The following is an 18,761-nucleotide window of genomic DNA, read 5'->3' on the forward strand; positions in this document are numbered from 1 at the left end:
GAGGTCGACGGCACCCGGCGCAGGGAGGACCTTGGTCCTTATTTGTAGACGCGGGCGCGGACCTTTTCGAGCCGCCCAAGAATGCGGTCGAGATTGTCGGGCTTGACCATGAACTCCTGGAAGCCTTCCATGCCGGCCTTGGCCATTTCAGCCTGGGCGTCGCGGTCATAGAACTGTGCCAGCGCATGGGCGTTGGACAGCATGGTGAAACCGGCGTCGAGGAACACGTCCTTCGGCTTTTCGGCGGTATTGTTGACCGGCAGCTGGCCGAGCGTCGCATTCATCTTGGTCTGAACCGCGGGAGACGCGAGATAGGCTAGGAACTTCTTGGCGTCTTCCTTGTTCTTCGCACCCGACGGGATGTGGAACGTGTCGGTCGGAGCCTCTTCGGCGACTGGAATGCCGGGAGTGATTTCCGGGAACTGCAGGAAGCCGATCTGCTCTTCCTTCAGGCCGCCTTCCTTGAAGGTCGCGACGGCGAAATTGCCCATCAGATACATGGCAGCCTTGCCCTGCACCAGTTGCGGCACGGCATCCTGCCAGTCGATCGCGGCGTGATTGTCGATGAAGTAGCCGGCCTTGACCAGTTCACCCCACTTCTCGAACACGGCCTTCACGCGCGGATCGGTGTAGGGAACCTTGCCCGAGGTCAGCTCCATGTGGAATTCGTAGCCGTTGACGCGCAGGTTCAGATAGTCGAACCAGCCGCCGGTCGGCCACAAAGCCTTGGTGCCGATGGTGAACGGCGTAACGCCGGCAGCTTTCAGCTTTTCCGAAGCGGCGAGAAGCTCGGCCCAGGTCTTCGGCGGGGTGATGCCCTGCTCGGCGAAGATGTCTTTACGGTAGTAGATACCCCACTGGTAATAGGTATAGGGCATGCCCCACTTCTTGCCGTCGATCGTCATCGACGGCGCCGACGACTTCAGCTGCTCGTCAAGCCCATTGGCCGTCCAGACATCGGTGACGTCCTCGAACAGTCCTGCCTTGACGAAAGGCTCCATGCGGTTGCCGGCATACCAGGCAACGACGTCAGGCGCATCGGCCGTCAGGAAGTTGCGGATCGCCGACTTGTAGCCTTCGTGGTCGAAATTGTTCCACTTGACCGTCACATCCGGATTGGCCGTCTGGAAGTCGGCGATCAGCTCTTCCATCGCCTTCTTCGGCACCGGATCGGAATGGTCGGAATTGATGGTGATTTCGCCGGCAAATGCGGCAGTCGAGAACAGCGCTACGGAGAGCGCGAGCCCGCTCAGGCTCTTGAAAAGGGTCATGTTTTCCTCCCTATGACCGGTATGCATCGCATATGGCAGAGCTGGTGCGATCCGGATCCCACCGGACATGCAAGTCAGCTCACCTTGATCATCAGGCGCAAAGCCGTAATAATCTACCGACTTTTGGCGTAACTTCTCCGGGATCCTAAGCATGATGCCTCTGCAACCTGTTGTTCAGGACGAATCTGTCCCGGTCCATCCCGACCACGACCCGCGTCATCCGCTGGTGATCTTCGGTGACCATCGCTTCTGTGCGGGCGAAGCGCTCCTCGTCCAGCGCATGGCGGGGCCGCATATGCACAGCCAGATCGAACTCAATTTTGTGCTCGACGGTCATATGACCTACTGGTTCGACGGCCGTGAACTGACCGTCGGCAAAGGTCGTCTCTGCCTGTTCTGGGGCATGATCCCGCACCAGGTAATCGATCGCGCCGAGGGTACGCGCTTCATCTGCCTGTATGTGCCGATGTCCTTCTTCCTCGGCCTCGCCAACCTCACCCGGTTTCGTGATGCGGTATTTCGCGGCGCGATGATAGAGGCGACGGAACTTCGTCCCTATGACCGAGACATCTTCCTGCGCTGGCGCGAGGAACTCCTGTCCGGCGACGAGGGCCTGAGCGAAATCGTCCGCAACGAACTGACCGCCCGCGTTCTGCGCATCGAGCGCGATGGTTGGCGAGACCTGCGCGAGGAAGGCTCGGCGATTGCCAGCCTCGGCCATAGCGACAGCGAACGGGTGGAGAATGTCGAACGCATGCTGCGCTATATTGCCGAGCATGCGCTGGATGAAATCTCGGCGGAAGACGTCGGCAGAGATGCCGGCCTGCATCCCAACTATGCCATGTCCGTCTTCAAGCGTGCCGTCGGCCTGACGATCAACCAGGCGATCATCCGCCACCGCCTCGACACGGCCCAGTCGCTGCTGATCGCAACCGACCTGTCGATCACCGACGTTTCCTTCGAATCCGGATTTGGATCGGTGTCGCGTTTCTATGAAGCCTTTAGCGATCGCTTCAACGAAAAGCCGACTGCATTCCGCAAGCGCATGCGCTCCAAGGGCGGCGCTCCGACATGATCCGGAGACCGTCCGTTTATCACTCCGTGTCCTGGATCGATTGCAGCAGCGTCTCGCGGGCGGATTTCAGATGCCGCCGGCAAGCCTCCTCGATCTTTTTCCCATCGCGTGAAAACAACGCGTCGATATAGTCGAGATGCTCTTCCAGAGCCCGGGCGTTGCGGGCTCGCGCATTGGTCTTGTTCCACTGGTAGTGATAGTGGAAGACGATCGAAATGATGTCGTAGAAATCGATGATGAAACGGTTGCTGGACGCCTTTTGAACCAGCAGATGGAAACGCTCGTCGAGTTCGGAAAATTCGGAATAGCGATTGTCGATATCCGCCAGCAATTCGCGATGCTGGGCCTCGACCTCTTTCAGCTCGCCCCAGGCAGGATGATCCTCAGCCAGATGGCCAAATCGCGCCGCCGAGCGCAGTTCGAACATCTCGCGCACTTCCGTCAGCTCCAGCGCAAATTCGCGAGTGAACCCCTTCAGCACCCAGTGGCTGTTCGGCCGTTTCTCGATCAGCCCGAAGCGGCTGAAGCGGATCAGGAATTCGCGGACGCTCGTCGTTCCCGTGCCAATCTCGCGTGCCAGCTCAAGCTCGTTGATCTGCATGCCGGGTTGCGCGCCGCCGGCAAGAATGCGGCGCATGAAGCTGCGCTCGATGATCTCCGACAGGGAATCTGTTTCCTCCGACGGAAAATAATCGCTCTTGCTCGGCCGCCGCAGAACCGTTTTCGCCCGCTTGTCCCAGACGATCAGACCGGTTTCGCCAAGCCGCGTCAGCACGGCGCGCACGGTTGTCCGACTGACACCGAGGGCTCCGCCGAGCTCCGGTTCGGACGGCAGGCTGTCAGTCTCTTCGATCAGCTTCAGTGTGCGATTATACGCATCCTTGAAGACGGTATTTTGCTTGGCCATCTGCCTGCCGTATCTGCGTTGGTTGCACCGCCGAATCCGGTATTCGGGGCCAATCCCCCGATCTACCCTTGATCGGCACCAAAGAGAACCATCAAGCGCAAAGGCTTGAAAATTCTGTATTTCCCGAAGTTTCAGTTATCTCCCGCTGTCCCGCCTATGCGGTTTTCTGCTTTGCCCGCATCATGGCCATTGACGTCAATCTGTCTATTGTAGATAAAAGACAAAAGCAATGATCCGACTTGAAGGTTGGGCTATAGGGAGAGAGAACGGGTGAGCAAGACTGCCTGCATTCTGCTGTCTGCAGACGACAATGTCGCTGTCACGACCATCGCAATCGAAGCCGGCGAAGTGCTTCCCGGCGGCGCGACCGCGCGCACCAAGATCGACCCTGGCCACAAGGTTGCCGTCCGCGCCATTCGCAAGGGTGAGCCGGTGGTGAAATACGCCCAGGCCATCGGCCGCGCGACCATCGACATCGCCGCCGGCGATCATGTCCACTCTCACAACCTTGCCTTTGACGAGGACCGCCTGTCGGTCACCGGCCTGGCCCAGCCGGAGGCCGCAACCCCGGCTGACAAGGCACGCACCTTCATGGGCTACCGCCGCGCCGATGGCCGCGCCGCGACCCGCAATTTCGTCGGCATCATCGCCAGCGTCAACTGTTCCACCACGGTCTGTCGGGCCATTGCCGAAGCGGCCAATCGCACCATCCTGCCGCATTACGACGGCATTGATGGCTTCGTGCCGATCGTCCATGACCAGGGCTGCGGCATGAGTTCGACCGGCGACGGTATGCGCACGCTTCATCGCACGCTGGCCGGCTACACCCGTCATGTGAATTTCGCCGGCGTGTTGATGGTCGGCCTCGGTTGCGAGGTCAACCAGCTCACCCTGTATGGCCAGAGCGGTGCCGGCGCCGGAAAACGCCATTTCAACATCCAGGATGCCGGCGGTTCGCGCCGCGCGGTGGAAAATGCCCTCGGCATCCTGCGCGAAATCGCCGCCGAAGTCGGCACTGCCCGTCGTGAACCCATTTCGGTCAGCGAGATCATCGTCGGCCTGCAATGCGGCGGTTCCGATGGCCTGTCCGGCATCACCGCCAACCCTGCGCTCGGCGTCGCCGTTGATCTTTTGGCCGGTGCAGGCGGCACCGCTATTCTCTCCGAAACGTCGGAGATCTACGGCGCCGAACATCTTTTGCGCAGCCGATCGGTCAATGACGCCGTCGCCGTCAAGCTCGACGGACTGATTTCCTGGTGGGAGGCCTATGTCGCCCAGCACGGCGCTTCGCTCGACAACAACCCGTCCCCAGGCAACAAGAAGGGCGGCCTGACCACCATTCTGGAAAAATCGCTCGGTGCCGTGGCCAAGGGCGGCCGCTCGCCGCTGACCGCCATCTATAACTACGCCGAACGCGTCACCGAACACGGCCTCGTCTTCATGGACACGCCCGGTTACGATCCCGTTTCGGCCACCGGCCAGGTTGCCGGCGGGGCCAATGTCATCGCCTTCACCACCGGTCGCGGCAGCTGTTTCGGCAGCCGCCCCGTGCCGTCGATCAAGCTGACCAGCAACACCGCGCTTTACCGTGCGATGGAAGAGGACATGGACATCGACTGCGGCGTCATCGCCACCGGCGAGGGCTCGGTATCCGGCCTCGGCCGCGAGATCTTCGACCTGATCATCGACACCGCCTCGGGCCAAAAGACCAAGAGCGAACTGTTCGGCTACGGCGACAACGAATTCGTGCCTTGGCACCTCGGTGCCACGCTCTGAGCGGCAAGAACCAGACGGAAACGAACAGCATGAAGACCAGACGCATCGGCAAAACGACCCTGGACGTCACCGAATACAGTTTCGGGACGGCGCCGCTTGGTGGCCTCTATCGACCGTGCCCGCGCGACACTGGCCTGGCCACGCTCCAGGCAACCTGGGACCACGGCATCCGCTATTTCGACACCGCGCCTCATTACGGCTTCGGCCAGGCCGAACGTTATGTCGGCGATTTCCTGCGCGACAAGCCCGAGGACAGCTATGTCCTCTCCACCAAGGTCGGCCGCCTTCTCGCGCCGGTGCCTCGCGACCAGGTGCCCAATGTCGGCTTCGTCGACGCGCTGCCGTTCAAGCTGGTCTATGACTACAGCTATGACGGCATCATGCGATCGGTGGATTTCAGCTATGCCCGACTCGGCCTCAACCGCATCGACATGCTCTATGTCCACGACATCGGCGTCTACACCCACGGCCGCGAGGTCAACGACCGTTATGTGAAGCAGCTGCGCGACGGCGGCTACAAGGCGCTCGACGCGCTCAAATCTTCCGGCGCCATCAAGGCATTCGGCCTTGGTGTCAACGAAGTGCCGGCCTGCCTGGATATGATGGCCGACATCGATATCGACGTCATCCTGATGGCCGGTCGCTACTCGCTGCTCGATCGCTCGGCTGTCGAGGAACTGCTGCCGCTCTGCGAAAAACGCGGCACCTCGATCACCGCCGGCGGCGTCTTCAATTCCGGCATCCTGGCGACCGGTGCTGTCGCCGGTGCCCATTTCGACTACGCGCCGGCAACCGAGGAGATCCTCACCAAGGTTCGCGCCATGGAAGAGGTGGCGAAAGCCGCAGGCAAGCCGCTCGCGCAGTATGCGCTCCAGTTCCCGCTGCATCACCCGGCCGTCGCCTCCGTCATCATCGGGACTGCGAAACCGGAGAGCCTGAACCGCAACATGGCGCTGACCGCGGAAGAATTGCCCGCCTCCGCCTTCGCGCCGTTCGACCCCTACACCCTCGTTGCTCCGCCGCTCGGCGATGCGCCGGTCCGCGAATAGGAGACTGCAGATGCTGAAAGGTATTCACCCCCTGCTCGGCCCTGACCTGCTTCATGCCATTGCCACCATGGGCCATGGCGACGAAATCGTCATCGCCGATGGCAATTTCCCCGCAAGCACGATCGGGCCGCCGGTTGTGCGCGCCGATGGCCTTGGCGCCGTGGCGGTCCTTGAAGCCATCCTCGCGCATATGCCGCTCGACCAGTTCGTCGATGAGGCAGCCTGGTACATGCAGATCGTCGGCGATCCCGTCACCGTACCGGAAATCTGCCAGGAGTTCAGCGACATGGTCCAGCGCCTCAGCGGCGACTTCAAGCTGACGTCGCTCGAGCGCTTCGCCTTTTATGAGCGCGCCGCCAATGCCGCCTTCATCGTCGCCACGACGGAACTCAGGATCTATGGCAATATCATCCTGAAAAAGGGCGTCGTCTATCCGGAGGAAATCCACCGGGTCTAGCCGCAGGTCGGTCCGGGCACGCCTGCCAGAACGCCTCAAAAACAAGGCATTTGACGCAAAGGGAGCCTGCGTTTTCTGCCTGCTTGATTTCTCCAGAATGCTGGAGTAGCGTGCCTCGGTAAAATGTTTTTTATCGATAAAAGATCGTCTCGGTCGCGTTCTGCGGGAAGATCTCACTGGAGGAACAGGACGCAAATTGAGAGGAGAACCACATGTCTATTCTGAAGAGCATGACGCGCCGCGCCCTGATCGGGGTCGCCGGTGCTGCAATGATGGTATCGGCAATGCCGGCCGCGTCCTTCGCACAGGACGTTACCATCCCGATCATCGTCAAGGACACCACATCCTTCTACTGGCAGATCGTGCTTGCCGGCGCCCGCGCCGCTGGCAAGGATCTCGGCGTCACCGTGCCGGAACTCGGTGCGCAGTCGGAATCCGACATCAACGGCCAGATCAGCATTCTTGAAAACGCCGTCGCCGGCAAGCCGGCTGCCGTCGTCATCTCGCCGACCGAATTCAAGGCGCTCGGCAAGCCGATCGATGAAGCCGCAAAGTCTGTTCCGATCATCGGCATCGACTCCAGCGCCGACTCCAAGGCCTTTACCTCCTTCTTGACCACCGACAACGTCCAGGGCGGCCGCATTGCTGCCGACGGTCTTGCCGCAGCCATCAAGGAAGTCACCGGCAAGGAAGAAGGCGAAATCGCCGTGATCACCAGCCTGCCAGGCGTCGGCTCGCTCGATCAGCGCCATGACGGTTTCATGGAGCAGATCAAGGCCAAGTATCCGGGCCTGACGGTTGTTGCCGACAAATATGCCGATGGCCAGGCGACCACCGGTCTCAACATGATGACCGACCTGATCACCGCTAACCCGAACCTTGTCGGTGTCTTCGCCTCCAACCTGATCATGGCGCAGGGCGTTGGCCAGGCAATCGCTGAAAACAAGCTCGGCGACAAGATCAAGGTCATCGGCTTTGACTCGGACGAAAAGACGGTCGGCTTCCTCAAGGAAGGCGTGCTCGCCGGCCTCGTCGTGCAGGATCCCTACCGCATGGGTTACGATGGCGTGAAGACCGCCCTTGCCGTCTCCAAGGGCGAAAAGGTCGAAACCTTCGTCGATACCGGCGCCAATCTGGTGACCAAGGCCAATATGGCCGAGCCGAAGATCGACGCCCTTTTGAACCCGAAGGTCAACTGATCCGAACATCCGTCACGCGCGGCTTGCCGCGCGTGACATTCATGCAGGGACGGCAGGGCTTTGGGAGAAGGCTGGCCTGCCCTTGAGACAACCGCGATCGCGGGAGGAAACGATGACGGGACTGCACGATCTCAGCCACAGGCACGACGATACGCCGGAGCTTCTGGAGACGGACCGGATTGAACCGGGAACACCGATCCTGGAGCTTGTCGGCCTGCAGAAGAAATATGGCGCCGTCGAAGCCCTGAAACCTGCGACCATCAGCTTTTTGGCCGGCGAGATCCACGCCATCGTCGGCGAAAACGGTGCTGGAAAATCCACCCTTATCAAGCTTCTGACCGGCGTCATCCCCCGTACATCCGGCGAGATCCGCTGGTGCGGCAAGCCCGTGCCGCTGGCCGACCCCAACGAGGCAATCCAGCGCGGCATCAATGCCGTGCATCAGGAAGTCGTGCTCTGCCCACATCTCTCCGTCGCCGCCAATATGTTTCTCGGCGACGAAATGTCCTCCGGCGGCCTGATGCGCAAGGGCGCCATGACCACGGCAGCCCAGAATGTCCTGGACGACCTCGGCTTCAATCTGCCCGCTGGCGAAACGCTGGCCAATCTCACCATCGGCCAACAGCAGCTGGTCGCCACCGCCCGCGCCGCCATGCGCGGCATCCGTTTCCTCATCTTCGATGAGCCGACGGCCTATCTGACCCGCCAGGAATCGGCCCAGCTCTTCCGCCTGATCCGCCGCCTGCAATCCGAAGGCGTGACCATCGTTTACATCAGCCACCGCATGGAAGAGGTCTTCGAACTCGCCGACCGCGTCTCGGTCCTGCGCGACGGCACTCATGTCGGCACCCGCCTGATCGGCGAGACCAATGATGCCGAACTGATTTCCCTGATGATCAACCGCTCGATCGAGCAGATCTACCACAAGGAAAAGCTGCCGATCGGCGCCACCATCCTGGAGACGAAAAACCTCAGCGGTCCCGGTTTCAACGATGTGTCGATCACGGTTCACGCCGGCGAGATTGTCGGCCTCTACGGCCTGATCGGCGCCGGCCGCAGCGAATTTGCGCTTGGCCTCTATGGCCGCCAGCCCTGTACGGGCGGGGAAGTCTATTGGGACGGCAACAAGGTTACCATCAACAGCGAGCGCAAGGCCATGGATCTCGGCATCGCGCTCGCCCCGGAAAGCCGCCGTGACCAGGGCCTTTGCCTCAACCTGCCGATCGGCCTGAACATCAATCTTCCGGTCTTCAAGCGACTGAGCCGCGGCCTGACCATCAATCGCAAGCTCGAGACCACCAATGCCGACAAGCAGATCAACGACCTGAAGATCAAGACGCCGACCCGCGCGGTCCTCGCGTCCGCCATGTCCGGCGGCAACCAGCAGAAGATCGTCATCGGCAAGTGGCTGAGCCACGGCGCCCGCCTGTTCATCTTCGACGAGCCGACCGTCGGCGTCGACGTCGGCACCAAGGCGGAAATCTACCGGCTGTTTGGCGAACTGCTGAAACAGGGGGCGGGCATTATCCTGATCTCTTCCTACCTGCCGGAAGTCTACGAACTCTCTGACCGCCTGCATGTCTTCAGGCAGGGCAGGCTGGTCGCCAGCCATGACTACCGGGCGGCCTCGCATGAGGACGTACTGACCGAAGCGATCGGCGTGTAAATCCGCTTTCCATCCGGCATTGCCAGACGAACGATACCAAAAAAGACGACAGGGAGAACGACAATGAGCCTGGACACCACCGAAACGAAGGTTGCACCGAAAAGGGGCATGAGCATCCTTTTCAGCCTGACTCTGCTCGGTCTCCTGCTGTTCCTCTGGTTGCTGCTGGCCTTCTCGACCAACAGCTTCTGGACGCCCAACAACATCAGCAACCTTCTGCGCCAGGGTGCGATGACGGCCATCCTCGCCGTGGGCCAGACCTTCGTCATCATCACCGCCGGCATCGATCTGTCGGTCGGTGCGGTGGTCGGTTTCGCCAGTGTCATTCTCGCCTGGCTGCTCGCCGCCGGGGTACCGCTCTGGATCGCCATGGGCATCACCCTGCTCGTTGGCGTCGCGATCGGCATGTTCCATGCTTTCGGCATCGTGCGCATGGGCCTGCCGCCGTTCATCATCACGCTGGCGACACTGACCTCACTGCGCGGCATCGGCCTGCTGATCACCAATGGCTCGACAATCTCGATCTCGAACGACGCCTTTACAAATTTCGCCCGCGCCGATTTCCTCGGCGTGCCCAGTCTGTTCTGGATGGTGATCGTTGTCGCCATTCCGGCCTATATCTTCCTGCATCTCAGCCGCTGGGGCCGTTATCTGTTCGCCGTAGGTTCCAACAGGGAGGCGGCCCGTCTGTCCGGCGTCAACGTCAACCGGACGATCTATCTCGCCTATATCCTGTCCTCCACCTGTGCTGCCTTCGTCGGCATCCTGCTCGCCTCGCGCATCGGCATCGGCAACGCCACCCAGGCCGAAGGCTGGGAACTGCAGGCCATCGCCTCATCGGTCATCGGCGGCACCAGCCTGTTCGGCGCGGTTGGTTCGGTCCAGGGTCCGCTGCTCGGCGCCTTCATTCTGGCAACCATCAACAACGGCGCCAACCTGCTGAACGTCAACTCGTTCTGGCAGCGCATCATCACCGGTGCCCTGATCATCCTGATCGTCTATTTCGACCAGTTGCGCCGCCGCGGCAGCCGCTGATCGCCGCAAATCCGGGAGCGGATTTCCCCGCTCCCGTTTCTATCCAACATGCCGGGTCTGCCGGAGGGAATTGTCATGAAAGCCGCGCTCTGCCTTGAACCGGGTCGCCTCGAAATCGTCGACCGGCCATCGCCGCAAACGCCAGGCCCGGGCTTTGCCCGCCTTGCGGTCAGCCATGTCGGCATCTGCGGCACGGACTACCACATCTACGAGGGCAAGCACCCCTTCCTCGCCTATCCCCGTGTCATGGGACACGAGATCTCGGCGACCGTCATAGAGGCGGGCAAGGGTGTCGACCTGGCGCCGGGCACGGCGGTCATCGTCAACCCCTACATCGCTTGCGGCACCTGCATCGCCTGCCGCAAGGGAAAGCCGAATTGCTGCACGGCCATCAGTGTGCTCGGCGTGCATTCCGATGGCGCCATGTGCGAAGAAATCATCGTGCCTGCGGGCAATCTGTATCCGGCGGGCGATCTCTCCCTTGAAGCCGCAGCGACGGTGGAGTTCCTCGCCATCGGCGCCCACGCCGTGCGTCGCGCGGCGATGCCGGCCCCTGGATCCGAGGCGATCCGCGCACTGGTGATCGGTGCCGGCCCGATTGGCCTTGGCGCGGCGATCTTCGCCCGCATCGCCGGCCAGGAGGTGACCTTGCTCGACACCAGCACCGAACGGTTGTCGATGGCAGCCGAACGCCTGGGCTTTGCCTCGGGCATTCTTGCCGGCGATGGCGCCGGCGCCGCCGTTGCCGCAAAGACGGGTGGCGACGGCTTCGATGTCGTCTACGACGCCACCGGCTATTGCGGTTCGATGGAAAACGCCTTCGCCTACGTCGCCCATGGCGGCAGCCTGGTTTTCGTCAGCGTCGTGAAGGAAGAGATCAGCTTTTCCGACCCGGAATTCCACAAGCGTGAAATGACACTGATCGGCAGTCGCAATGCCACGAAGATCGACTTCGACCACGTGCGCGATTGCATTGCCAAGGGTCTGGTGCCGATCGACCAGCTGATCACTCATCGCACCACACTTGCCAAGGTTTCCGAGGACCTGCCGCGCTGGGCGAGCGAGAAGACAGGGCTGATCAAGGCGATCATCCGCATCGGCGACGCGTAGCGCCGACAAAACCACCTGCAAAAAGGCCGCACCGGCAAAACCGGTACCGCCTTTCTCGTATCAAGCCTGAAGAAACGTGCTGATGGCCTCGATCTCGCCCTGCGAGATCTCATGCCCTCCGGCATGCAGCACGGTCTGGACGATCGCGCCCTGACCTTCGAGATAAGCTGCAAGCGCTTCCGTCAGCGGCAACGGGCAGATCGGATCCCGCTGGCCCGCCGTGATCAGCACATGGCGACCTGCAAGACCCGGTTGCGCGGCCGGCGTCCACGGGATCAGCGGATGCATCAGCACGGCCCGATCAAACAGATCGGGCGCCTTGAACATCACCGAAGCCAGGATATTGGCGCCGTTGGAATAACCAAGCGCCTGGAATTGGCGGCCCGGATACCGTTCCTTGTATGCCGCGACAAAGGCGATCATCGCATCGGTGCGCTTGGCGAGATCGGGCATGTCATAGACGCCCTCCCCCGTGCGACGAAAGAAGCGATTGGCGCCATATTCGGAAACATCTCCGCGTGGCGAGACAATCCCCGCTTTGGGCTGGATACGGGCGACCAGACCAGGAAACTGGTTCTCGTCGCCGCCGGTGCCGTGAAAGGTGAAGACAACCGGGGCATCGCCCTCGGGCGCCTGATGAAGATGCTGATAGCTATCGATGGACATGGAAGATCCTCGCGCTGGAGAAATGTGGACGTGTGGGTGCCGGCCCCGGTCGGGCCGGCAAGGGGAAATCAATCCTTGATCGGCGGCAGATGCGCCTCGATCTGCGCGCGATGCTGCGTGTAGCGGGTTGGCAGCTTCAAGGCCTCGCCGAGATGCGCGGTGTCTTCATCGCGGTTAAAACCCGGCTCGTTCGTGGCGATCTCGAACAGCACGCCACCTGGTGTGCGGAAATAGATCGCCCAGAAGTAGTCGCGGTCGATCACCGGCGTGACCTGATAGCCCGTGTCGAGCAGCGCCTTGCGCACTTCGAGCTGGGCTGCGCGGTCATCCACGGCAAAGGCGACGTGGTGAACCGAACCGGCACCGGACTGGGCATGTTTGGCACCCGGCAGGACTTCCAGGTCGACATAGTCGGCCCCGTTGCCGCCGGGAATGGCGTAGCGCACCATCTCGCCCTGCTTGTCGATCTCCTGGTAGCCCATGAACTTCAGCAGTTCACCGGTCGCACCTTCGTCACGCAGCCGCATGGTGACGCCGCGAAAGCCATGAATGCCCTCGGACGCGGCCACCGGGCCACGATCAAACGGGGTGCGCTGATCGCCATCGACTTCCGCCAGCGAGAAACCATCGCCATCGGGTCCGGCAAAGCGCAGGCGGTTTTCGCCGAACAAGGTGTAGGGCGCCAGTTCAGCCACACCTTGGCTGCTCAGGCGCTCCTGCCAGAAGGGCAAAGTGCCCTTCGGAACGGAGAAGACTGTATCGGCGACTTCGCCGGTGCCGCGCTTGCCCGCACCCATGTTGGCGAAGGGGAAATAGGTCATCACCGAGCCGGCATTGCCGACTTCATCGCCGTAGTAGAGGTGATAGACATCCGGCGAATCGAAGTTGACCGTCTTCTTGACGCGGCGAAGGCCGAGCGTCTTGGTGAAGAAGTCATTGTTGGTCTGCGCATCGGCGGCCATCGAGGTGACGTGATGCAGTCCTTTGATCTGGGTAATCATGGTTTTGATCCTTCCCGTCCAAACGGTTCGTGTTCAGTGTTGAAGCGAATATGGGGGATAGATTATTTTCATAGAATAGGCATAATTCGGCAAAGACTATTGCGATTTACGTAAAGGTTGTCCCGTGGGCGAACTGGAATCCATCCGCACCTTTCTGACGGTTGCCGAAGAACGCAGCTTCAGCGCCGCGGCGCGGCTGCTCAACAGCACGCCTGCCTCGATCACCCGTACAGTCGCGGCACTCGAAGACCGGCTCGGTATCCAGCTGCTTTTGCGCACGACCCGGAAGGTCTCGCTGACCTCGGCAGGCGCTGCCTATGCCGCCCGCGTGGCACCCCTGACCGAAGGGCTGGCACGCGCCACCGAAGAGACCAAGGATCTGCAGAAGGTGACGGCCGGATCGCTGAAAATTTCGGCGCCGATGTCGCTCGGGATCAAAGTCCTGCCCGCCGTTCTTGGCCAGTTCGGCATCATTCACCCGCAGACCCAGGTCGCAATTGACCTCTCCGACCGCTTCGTCGACATCGTCGAGGACGATTACGATCTGGCGATCCGCATTTCAGGTCCGCCGAGCGACAAGTCGACGATCTGGCGCAAGATCTGCCCGGTGCCGCGTCTTCTGGTCGCTTCGAAGCAGTTCCTCGACACCCATGGCACGCCGCAGGTCCCCGAAGATCTGGTCAAGCTGGAATGCCTCAGCTACCAGGAGCATTCGATGAGCGAAATCTGGGAGTTGAGCCGGGCTGGCACCACCCGCAGCATCGAGGCGCGCGGCCGCTTCACCGTCAACAATGGCGACTTCCTCACCCAGCTCGCAGTGGCCGGAGAAGGCATTGCCCTGCTGCCGCATTTCATCGTCGAGGAATTCCTCGGCACGGGCAGGCTCGTCCCGGTCCTCGAGGGCTGGTCGACACCGGAAATCTGGCTGACGCTCTACTATCCGCCATATGAACATCTGCCGCTCAGGGTCGCGACTTTCTCTGACTTCTTCGAAGCCTATATCAAAGAAAACTGGGGCGGCGCCTGAACGTTCAAGCGCCTGCCGTCATCCGGCAACGTCCGCACCGGCCAGGAGCCAGCCTTCAGACAAAGGGTGGTCCGCACGAAGCGGCAATGAAACCACCTGTCCATCGCGTGCCGATGCATAGATCGCAGTCATCAGTTCGACAGAGTGATATCCCTCCTCCAGCGACGGCAAATAGAGCTCGGCCCCCCCAGTCAGGCGGGCATGCATATCGCTGAACTGACCGGCGAAGCGATGCGGTATTTCGGGAACGGACGCTACAATGGCATCGATTTCGGCCTGCCGCGCCGGATCACTTGCCTCGAACGTCCAGGGCCCAGCGCCGATCTGGTAGGGATTTGTGCTCGACGTTAGGGTCACATGTTCGAACGAGGCCCTGAAACGCGAAGCATTTCCAGCCGCACCCAAGGTGATCGACGATGTCACCAGCGCGCCTTCAGCGGTCCGCATGCTGATCGCCGCGCAATCCTCCGTCTCGATCGGGTTGACGCGTGTGTCGAGAAATGCCGCCACTTGAACGATGTTGCCGACCAGATGACATACCAAGTTATGCGCATGGCAGGCATGACTGACGATAGCGCCGCCCAACTCCCCCGTCCACGTGCCGCGCCAGCGCTCGGCATAATAATCTGCTCCGCGTTGCCAGTGGGTCTCCAGCGACAGGACATAGGGCCGGCCCAACAGCCCGCGCATTTTGAGTTCATGTGCCGCGCGGTATCCAGCACCATAGCGGTACTGGAACACCGGAAACACCTGCCGCCCCACCTGTGCGGCCAGTTCGACGATCCGGCGCACATCCGCCAAGGACCCGGACAGCGGCTTCTCGCAGACGACGTGTTTGCCAGCCTTCAGCGCAGCAAGCGTCATCGGCGCATGCAACAGCGGCGGCAGGCAGATGTCCACGACATCCACCTCGGGGTCGGCGAAAACCTCCTCTATGTCGGCGACCGGGCGGCTGCCGGGCACCTGCGCTGATCCCTCCTGCGCGCGGGCAGCGTTGAGATCGCAGACATAGCGAACCTCGAAGAGTTCCGGCAACGCTGCATAGCCGGCCAGATGATCTTTGCCGATCCCGGCGCCAACGACCGCCACTCGAATGCGTTTGCTCATTGGCCTGCTCCCGTTTCCGCCATTCGCTGCGCCTGAAGCGCCAGATCTGTCGCTAGAAATGCATGGGCCTGGGGCATGGCGGTTTCCGTGCCCTGTTCGAGATCGAAGGCAAGGCGCCCGAAGAATGGTTTTCCGGCACCCGCCGCATCGACGTGGGAAACCCCCGCCCTGTCGACGACGAAGACATGGTCCGTCCCCGGCTGACCGGCAATGTCGATATATTTGCGAAGCTCGATATAGCCTTCGGTACCAACGATGGTCATCCGCCCGTCGCCCCAGGTCGGCAAGCCATCCGGCGTCAGCCAGTCGACCCGTGCATAGCCACGTCCGCCATTGCCGGCGAGAATGACTTCGCCAAAGTCCTGAAAATCCGGTCGATCAGGATTGGCGACATTGCCGATATGCGCCGTTACCACATTGGCCTGCGTGGATCCGGTAAAGTGCAGAAACTGGTCGAACTGGTGCGCGCAGATGTCGGCGAGAATCCCGCCGAAGCGAGCCCGGTCCCAGAACCATGGCTGCCGCAGATGCGCATTCAGTCGGTGCGGGCCGAGCCCGACTGTCTGCACCACCTTGCCGATCCGCCCCTCGGCAATCAGTTGGTCCGCAACGGTCACGCTATCCACCAGCAACCTTTCTGAGAAACAGACCGTCCAACGCCGTCCTGTCTCGGCAACCGTCTTGCGGATATCCGCCAATTGCTCTCCCGAGGTGCAGCCCGGCTTGTCGACGAGCACATCCTTGCCATGCCGCATGGCATCGATCGCAGTGCCCGCACGTTCATTGTTGATCCCGGCACAGACAACGAGATTGATGCTCTCGTCCTCGAGGATCGCCTCGACCGGCTTTTCCGGCACACCCGGATAGGACTGGCGAAAAACCTGCCGCAAGGTCTCCGGCGTTTCGTCGCTGGTACACCAGCCGACAACAACGGCGCCGACGCCCAGCATCCCGTTCAGCATGCCGTAGATATGGTTGTGATCGATGCCGATCACCCCGATACGGATCTCGAAAGCCATGTGTTCTACCGCTCCAGTTTGATGCCGCGGGCGCGTAGCATCGATTGAATATTGACCACGGAGCCGGTGTCGATCGACGCATTTGCCGCAATGCCTGTCAGGATCGACCAGGCGCCACCGATATGGTCGGAAGCGCGATCAAAGCGGTCGGGCTCCATGCTGTCCGGGTCGAAGATATAGCCGAGCATCACCGGATCGGCGCCGCCATGATGGCCCTTTGCCTTGGGCACCTCGACCAGCCGTGGCGCTTCGCCGGCCAGATGCAGTTCGGTGGTGATCGCATCCTCGTCGGCATGGGCCCGCTCGCCGCCGAACACGCCATGCACTTCCACATGCCGATGGGTGATGTCACCCTTGGTTCCCTGAAACTTGATCTCCAGCCCTTCCCAAGGGGAATAGGCCGTCAGCGTATAGTTTGCGGTGACGCCGGACGCGTATCGGATATGCGCCTGCATCGTGTCCTCGATCCCGATCTCCTCATCGAAGACGCAGAGATCGCGGAAATAGCCATCCTCGCCCTCGGCATCCAGATAGAGTTCCTTCAGGCTCGGGTCCGCCGCCAGATCAAGCTCGAAGTCGCATCTGTCAGCCACCGGACAGAGATGGCAGCGCGACCCACGATCGGAAAGCCCGAGTTCGACGGCGGTTTCCGGCCGGTAGAAGGCACGGCGGCCTGACGCCAGAACCTCGGTCGGCACCGTCCCAAGCCACCAGTTGAGCAGATCGAAATGATGGGTCGACTTGTGTACCAGGAGCCCGCCGGAATTCTCCTTCTGCCGGTGCCAGCGGCGGAAATAGTCCGCCCCATGCACCCGGTCGAGATGCCAGCGGAAATCGACTGCCGTCACCGTGCCGATGGCCCCGGACGAGATCAGTTCCTTGATCTGCGTGCGCGCCGGCGAGTAACGGTAGTTGAACGTCACCTTGACCTGCCGGCCCGTCCGTCGCTGCGCGTCAACAATCATCTTTAGCCGGGTAAGATCTATCGTCAGCGGTTTTTCGCAGATCACGTCGCAACCGGCCTCGAAAGCCCGCACGATATAGTCGGCATGCAGGAAATCCGGCGTTGCAACCACCACCGTATCCGGCGTCTGCTCGGCGATCAGCCGGTCGAAATCACCGGCGAGATAGGTTGCGACACCATTCGTACCGGGTTTTGACGCAGCCTTGGCCGCCTCGTTCAGGCGATGGACATTGCTGTCGCAGACGGCAACGATCTCATGTCTGTCGGCATAATCTTCAATGACGGAATCGCGAAACATCTTGTGCCGCGAACCACATCCTACAATCGCGATTTTCACTGGGCCTGGCTCTCGTGCTGGACGGCTTCGACGCGCTGGCCGTTGCTGTCGAAATAATGGAGGTCTGAAAGGTTGAAGCCGATCGTCACCGGATCGCCCATACGATAGGACATCCGGCCGCTGTCGCTGACCAGCAACACTTGGCCGGACGACAGGGCGATATGCAACAGGGTTTCGCTGCCCAGATATTCGACCAGTTTGATCGTGCCTTCCGCGGTAACGTCACCACCGCCGACCTGCAGCGATGCCGGGCGCACGCATAGCGTCAGCGCCGGATCGACGGTCGGCAGGTCTGGGATCGCGAAAGCCGGCATCCCGGCAACACTCGCCGTCGCAACACCATTGCTATGGGACATGGTGGCCTGCAGCATGTTGATCTTTGGCGAACCGATGAAGCCGGCGACGAACAGGTTCTGCGGCCTTGTATAGAGTTCCTGCGGCGTGCCGACCTGCTCGATCTTGCCGCCCCGGAGCACGACGATCCGGGTCGCCATGGTCATGGCTTCCACCTGGTCATGCGTCACATAGATCATCGTCGTGCCGAGCCTTGCATAGAGCGAGGCAAGTTCGGCGCGCATCTGCACGCGCAGTTCTGCATCGAGATTGGACAGCGGCTCGTCGAACAGGAAAAGCTGCGGTTCGCGCACGATCGCCCGGCCGATCGCCACGCGCTGCTTCTGGCCGCCCGAAAGCTGGCGCGGCTTGCGCTCCATCAGATGTTCGATCTGCAGGATCCGGGCCGCCTCCGCCACCCGGCGCTCGACCTCGCTCCGCGCCATCTTGAAATTCTGCAGGCCGAAGGCGAGGTTCTTTCGCACGCTCATATGCGGATAGAGCGCATAGGACTGGAACACCATCGACAGCTCGCGCTTGGAGGCCGGCAGGTCGTTGACCACCTTGCTGCCGATCGACACGGTTCCCTCGCTGATTTCCTCGAGACCGGCGATCATGCGCAGCAATGTCGATTTTCCGCAGCCGGAAGGTCCGACGAGAACCAGGAACTCGCCGTCGTGGATATCCAGGTTGAGCCCCTGGATGATGGAGAGCGCTCCATAGCGCTTTCCGACGTTTCGAAGCGTCAATCCTGCCATGCGT

At 61.4% G+C, this 18,761-nt stretch carries 18 protein-coding genes; 10 read left to right on the top strand and 8 right to left on the bottom strand.

Features of this window, described 5'->3' with window-relative positions; translation table 11 throughout:
- Positions 1–38: 38 nt before the first annotated feature.
- Positions 39–1,271, bottom strand: coding sequence for an extracellular solute-binding protein (locus GVK95_RS17575; RefSeq protein ID WP_159951955.1), 1,233 nt, complete (start codon positions 1,269–1,271; stop codon positions 39–41).
- A 151-nt stretch (positions 1,272–1,422) separates the two neighbouring features.
- Here GVK95_RS17575 and GVK95_RS17580 point away from each other — a divergent pair, with 151 nt between their 5' ends.
- Positions 1,423–2,346, top strand: coding sequence for a helix-turn-helix domain-containing protein (locus tag GVK95_RS17580; protein ID WP_159951957.1), 924 nt, complete (start codon positions 1,423–1,425; stop codon positions 2,344–2,346).
- A gap of 19 nt (positions 2,347–2,365) precedes the next feature.
- Here GVK95_RS17580 and GVK95_RS17585 read toward each other — a convergent pair whose 3' ends face one another.
- Entirely contained in the window at positions 2,366–3,253 is an 888-nt protein-coding gene (locus tag GVK95_RS17585; protein WP_159951959.1) for a GntR family transcriptional regulator, read from the bottom strand.
- Positions 3,254–3,321: 68 nt separating this feature from the next.
- Here GVK95_RS17585 and GVK95_RS17590 point away from each other — a divergent pair, with 68 nt between their 5' ends.
- From GVK95_RS17590 to GVK95_RS17625, 8 genes are all read left to right on the top strand, one after another.
- Positions 3,322–3,486, top strand: a complete 165-nt coding sequence (locus GVK95_RS17590) for a hypothetical protein (RefSeq protein ID WP_159951961.1) — start codon at positions 3,322–3,324, stop codon at positions 3,484–3,486.
- A 37-nt stretch (positions 3,487–3,523) separates the two neighbouring features.
- On the top strand, positions 3,524–5,029 hold the full coding sequence (locus GVK95_RS17595) for an altronate dehydratase family protein (protein ID WP_159951973.1): 1,506 nt from the start codon (positions 3,524–3,526) through the stop codon (positions 5,027–5,029).
- A gap of 29 nt (positions 5,030–5,058) precedes the next feature.
- The gene (locus tag GVK95_RS17600) at positions 5,059–6,078 is read left to right on the top strand and encodes an aldo/keto reductase (protein WP_159951975.1); all 1,020 of its coding nucleotides are present in this window, start codon (positions 5,059–5,061) and stop codon (positions 6,076–6,078) included.
- A 10-nt stretch (positions 6,079–6,088) separates the two neighbouring features.
- Complete coding sequence (locus GVK95_RS17605; RefSeq protein WP_159951977.1) at positions 6,089–6,535, top strand: RbsD/FucU domain-containing protein; 447 nt, start codon at positions 6,089–6,091, stop codon at positions 6,533–6,535.
- 212 nt (positions 6,536–6,747) lie between these two features.
- Positions 6,748–7,734, top strand: a complete 987-nt coding sequence (locus GVK95_RS17610; RefSeq protein WP_159951979.1) for an ABC transporter substrate-binding protein — start codon at positions 6,748–6,750, stop codon at positions 7,732–7,734.
- Positions 7,735–7,846: 112 nt separating this feature from the next.
- Positions 7,847–9,400, top strand: coding sequence for a sugar ABC transporter ATP-binding protein (locus GVK95_RS17615; protein WP_159951981.1), 1,554 nt, complete (start codon positions 7,847–7,849; stop codon positions 9,398–9,400).
- A 63-nt stretch (positions 9,401–9,463) separates the two neighbouring features.
- Complete coding sequence (locus GVK95_RS17620) at positions 9,464–10,435, top strand: ABC transporter permease (protein WP_159951983.1); 972 nt, start codon at positions 9,464–9,466, stop codon at positions 10,433–10,435.
- Between the two features lie 75 nt (positions 10,436–10,510).
- Positions 10,511–11,545 carry a zinc-binding alcohol dehydrogenase family protein gene (locus GVK95_RS17625; protein WP_159951985.1) on the top strand — a complete coding sequence of 345 codons (1,035 nt, stop codon included), beginning with the start codon at positions 10,511–10,513 and terminating at the stop codon, positions 11,543–11,545.
- A gap of 60 nt (positions 11,546–11,605) precedes the next feature.
- Here the strand turns inward: GVK95_RS17625 and GVK95_RS17630 are convergent, their stop codons facing one another.
- Both GVK95_RS17630 and GVK95_RS17635 read right to left on the bottom strand, forming a co-directional pair.
- Positions 11,606–12,211 (bottom strand): alpha/beta hydrolase, encoded by a 606-nt coding sequence (locus GVK95_RS17630; RefSeq protein ID WP_159951987.1) that lies wholly within the window; start codon positions 12,209–12,211, stop codon positions 11,606–11,608.
- 68 nt (positions 12,212–12,279) lie between these two features.
- The gene (locus GVK95_RS17635; protein ID WP_159951989.1) at positions 12,280–13,212 is read right to left on the bottom strand and encodes a ring-cleaving dioxygenase; all 933 of its coding nucleotides are present in this window, start codon (positions 13,210–13,212) and stop codon (positions 12,280–12,282) included.
- A gap of 124 nt (positions 13,213–13,336) precedes the next feature.
- On the opposite strand from GVK95_RS17635, the gene GVK95_RS17640 reads away from it, so the two are divergent.
- The gene (locus GVK95_RS17640) at positions 13,337–14,239 is read left to right on the top strand and encodes a LysR family transcriptional regulator (protein ID WP_159951991.1); all 903 of its coding nucleotides are present in this window, start codon (positions 13,337–13,339) and stop codon (positions 14,237–14,239) included.
- Between the two features lie 18 nt (positions 14,240–14,257).
- Here the strand turns inward: GVK95_RS17640 and GVK95_RS17645 are convergent, their stop codons facing one another.
- From GVK95_RS17645 to ugpC, 4 genes are read right to left on the bottom strand one after another with little or no spacing between them, the layout of a single operon-like run.
- Positions 14,258–15,346 carry a Gfo/Idh/MocA family oxidoreductase gene (locus GVK95_RS17645; RefSeq protein ID WP_159951993.1) on the bottom strand — a complete coding sequence of 363 codons (1,089 nt, stop codon included), beginning with the start codon at positions 15,344–15,346 and terminating at the stop codon, positions 14,258–14,260.
- The gene (locus GVK95_RS17650; RefSeq protein ID WP_159951995.1) at positions 15,343–16,365 is read right to left on the bottom strand and encodes a Gfo/Idh/MocA family oxidoreductase; all 1,023 of its coding nucleotides are present in this window, start codon (positions 16,363–16,365) and stop codon (positions 15,343–15,345) included. The genes GVK95_RS17645 and GVK95_RS17650 overlap by 4 nt, the downstream gene beginning before the upstream one ends.
- 5 nt (positions 16,366–16,370) lie before the next feature.
- Positions 16,371–17,627 (bottom strand): Gfo/Idh/MocA family oxidoreductase, encoded by a 1,257-nt coding sequence (locus tag GVK95_RS17655; protein ID WP_244618801.1) that lies wholly within the window; start codon positions 17,625–17,627, stop codon positions 16,371–16,373.
- 35 nt (positions 17,628–17,662) lie between these two features.
- On the bottom strand, positions 17,663–18,757 hold the full coding sequence (gene ugpC / locus GVK95_RS17660) for a sn-glycerol-3-phosphate ABC transporter ATP-binding protein UgpC (RefSeq protein WP_159951999.1): 1,095 nt from the start codon (positions 18,755–18,757) through the stop codon (positions 17,663–17,665).
- Positions 18,758–18,761: the final 4 nt, after the last annotated feature.

It is taken from the genome of Rhizobium sp. 18065 (genome assembly GCF_902706095.1).
Classification (GTDB): domain Bacteria; phylum Pseudomonadota; class Alphaproteobacteria; order Rhizobiales; family Rhizobiaceae; genus Allorhizobium.

Excerpts from the sequence above, each read along its gene's own strand:
- GVK95_RS17575 (WP_159951955.1), bottom strand. The coding sequence starts at position 1,271 with ATGACCCTTTTCAAGAGCCTGAGCGGGCTCGCGCTCTCCGTAGCGCTG.
- GVK95_RS17580 (WP_159951957.1), top strand. The coding sequence starts at position 1,423 with ATGATGCCTCTGCAACCTGTTGTTCAGGACGAATCTGTCCCGGTCCAT.
- GVK95_RS17585 (WP_159951959.1), bottom strand. The coding sequence starts at position 3,253 with ATGGCCAAGCAAAATACCGTCTTCAAGGATGCGTATAATCGCACACTG.
- GVK95_RS17600 (WP_159951975.1), top strand. The coding sequence starts at position 5,059 with ATGAAGACCAGACGCATCGGCAAAACGACCCTGGACGTCACCGAATAC.
- GVK95_RS17605 (WP_159951977.1), top strand. The coding sequence starts at position 6,089 with ATGCTGAAAGGTATTCACCCCCTGCTCGGCCCTGACCTGCTTCATGCC.
- GVK95_RS17610 (WP_159951979.1), top strand. The coding sequence starts at position 6,748 with ATGTCTATTCTGAAGAGCATGACGCGCCGCGCCCTGATCGGGGTCGCC.
- GVK95_RS17615 (WP_159951981.1), top strand. The coding sequence starts at position 7,847 with ATGACGGGACTGCACGATCTCAGCCACAGGCACGACGATACGCCGGAG.
- GVK95_RS17620 (WP_159951983.1), top strand. The coding sequence starts at position 9,464 with ATGAGCCTGGACACCACCGAAACGAAGGTTGCACCGAAAAGGGGCATG.
- GVK95_RS17625 (WP_159951985.1), top strand. The coding sequence starts at position 10,511 with ATGAAAGCCGCGCTCTGCCTTGAACCGGGTCGCCTCGAAATCGTCGAC.
- GVK95_RS17630 (WP_159951987.1), bottom strand. The coding sequence starts at position 12,211 with ATGTCCATCGATAGCTATCAGCATCTTCATCAGGCGCCCGAGGGCGAT.
- GVK95_RS17635 (WP_159951989.1), bottom strand. The coding sequence starts at position 13,212 with ATGATTACCCAGATCAAAGGACTGCATCACGTCACCTCGATGGCCGCC.
- GVK95_RS17645 (WP_159951993.1), bottom strand. The coding sequence starts at position 15,346 with ATGAGCAAACGCATTCGAGTGGCGGTCGTTGGCGCCGGGATCGGCAAA.
- GVK95_RS17650 (WP_159951995.1), bottom strand. The coding sequence starts at position 16,365 with ATGGCTTTCGAGATCCGTATCGGGGTGATCGGCATCGATCACAACCAT.
- GVK95_RS17655 (WP_244618801.1), bottom strand. The coding sequence starts at position 17,627 with ATGTTTCGCGATTCCGTCATTGAAGATTATGCCGACAGACATGAGATC.
- ugpC (WP_159951999.1), bottom strand. The coding sequence starts at position 18,757 with ATGGCAGGATTGACGCTTCGAAACGTCGGAAAGCGCTATGGAGCGCTC.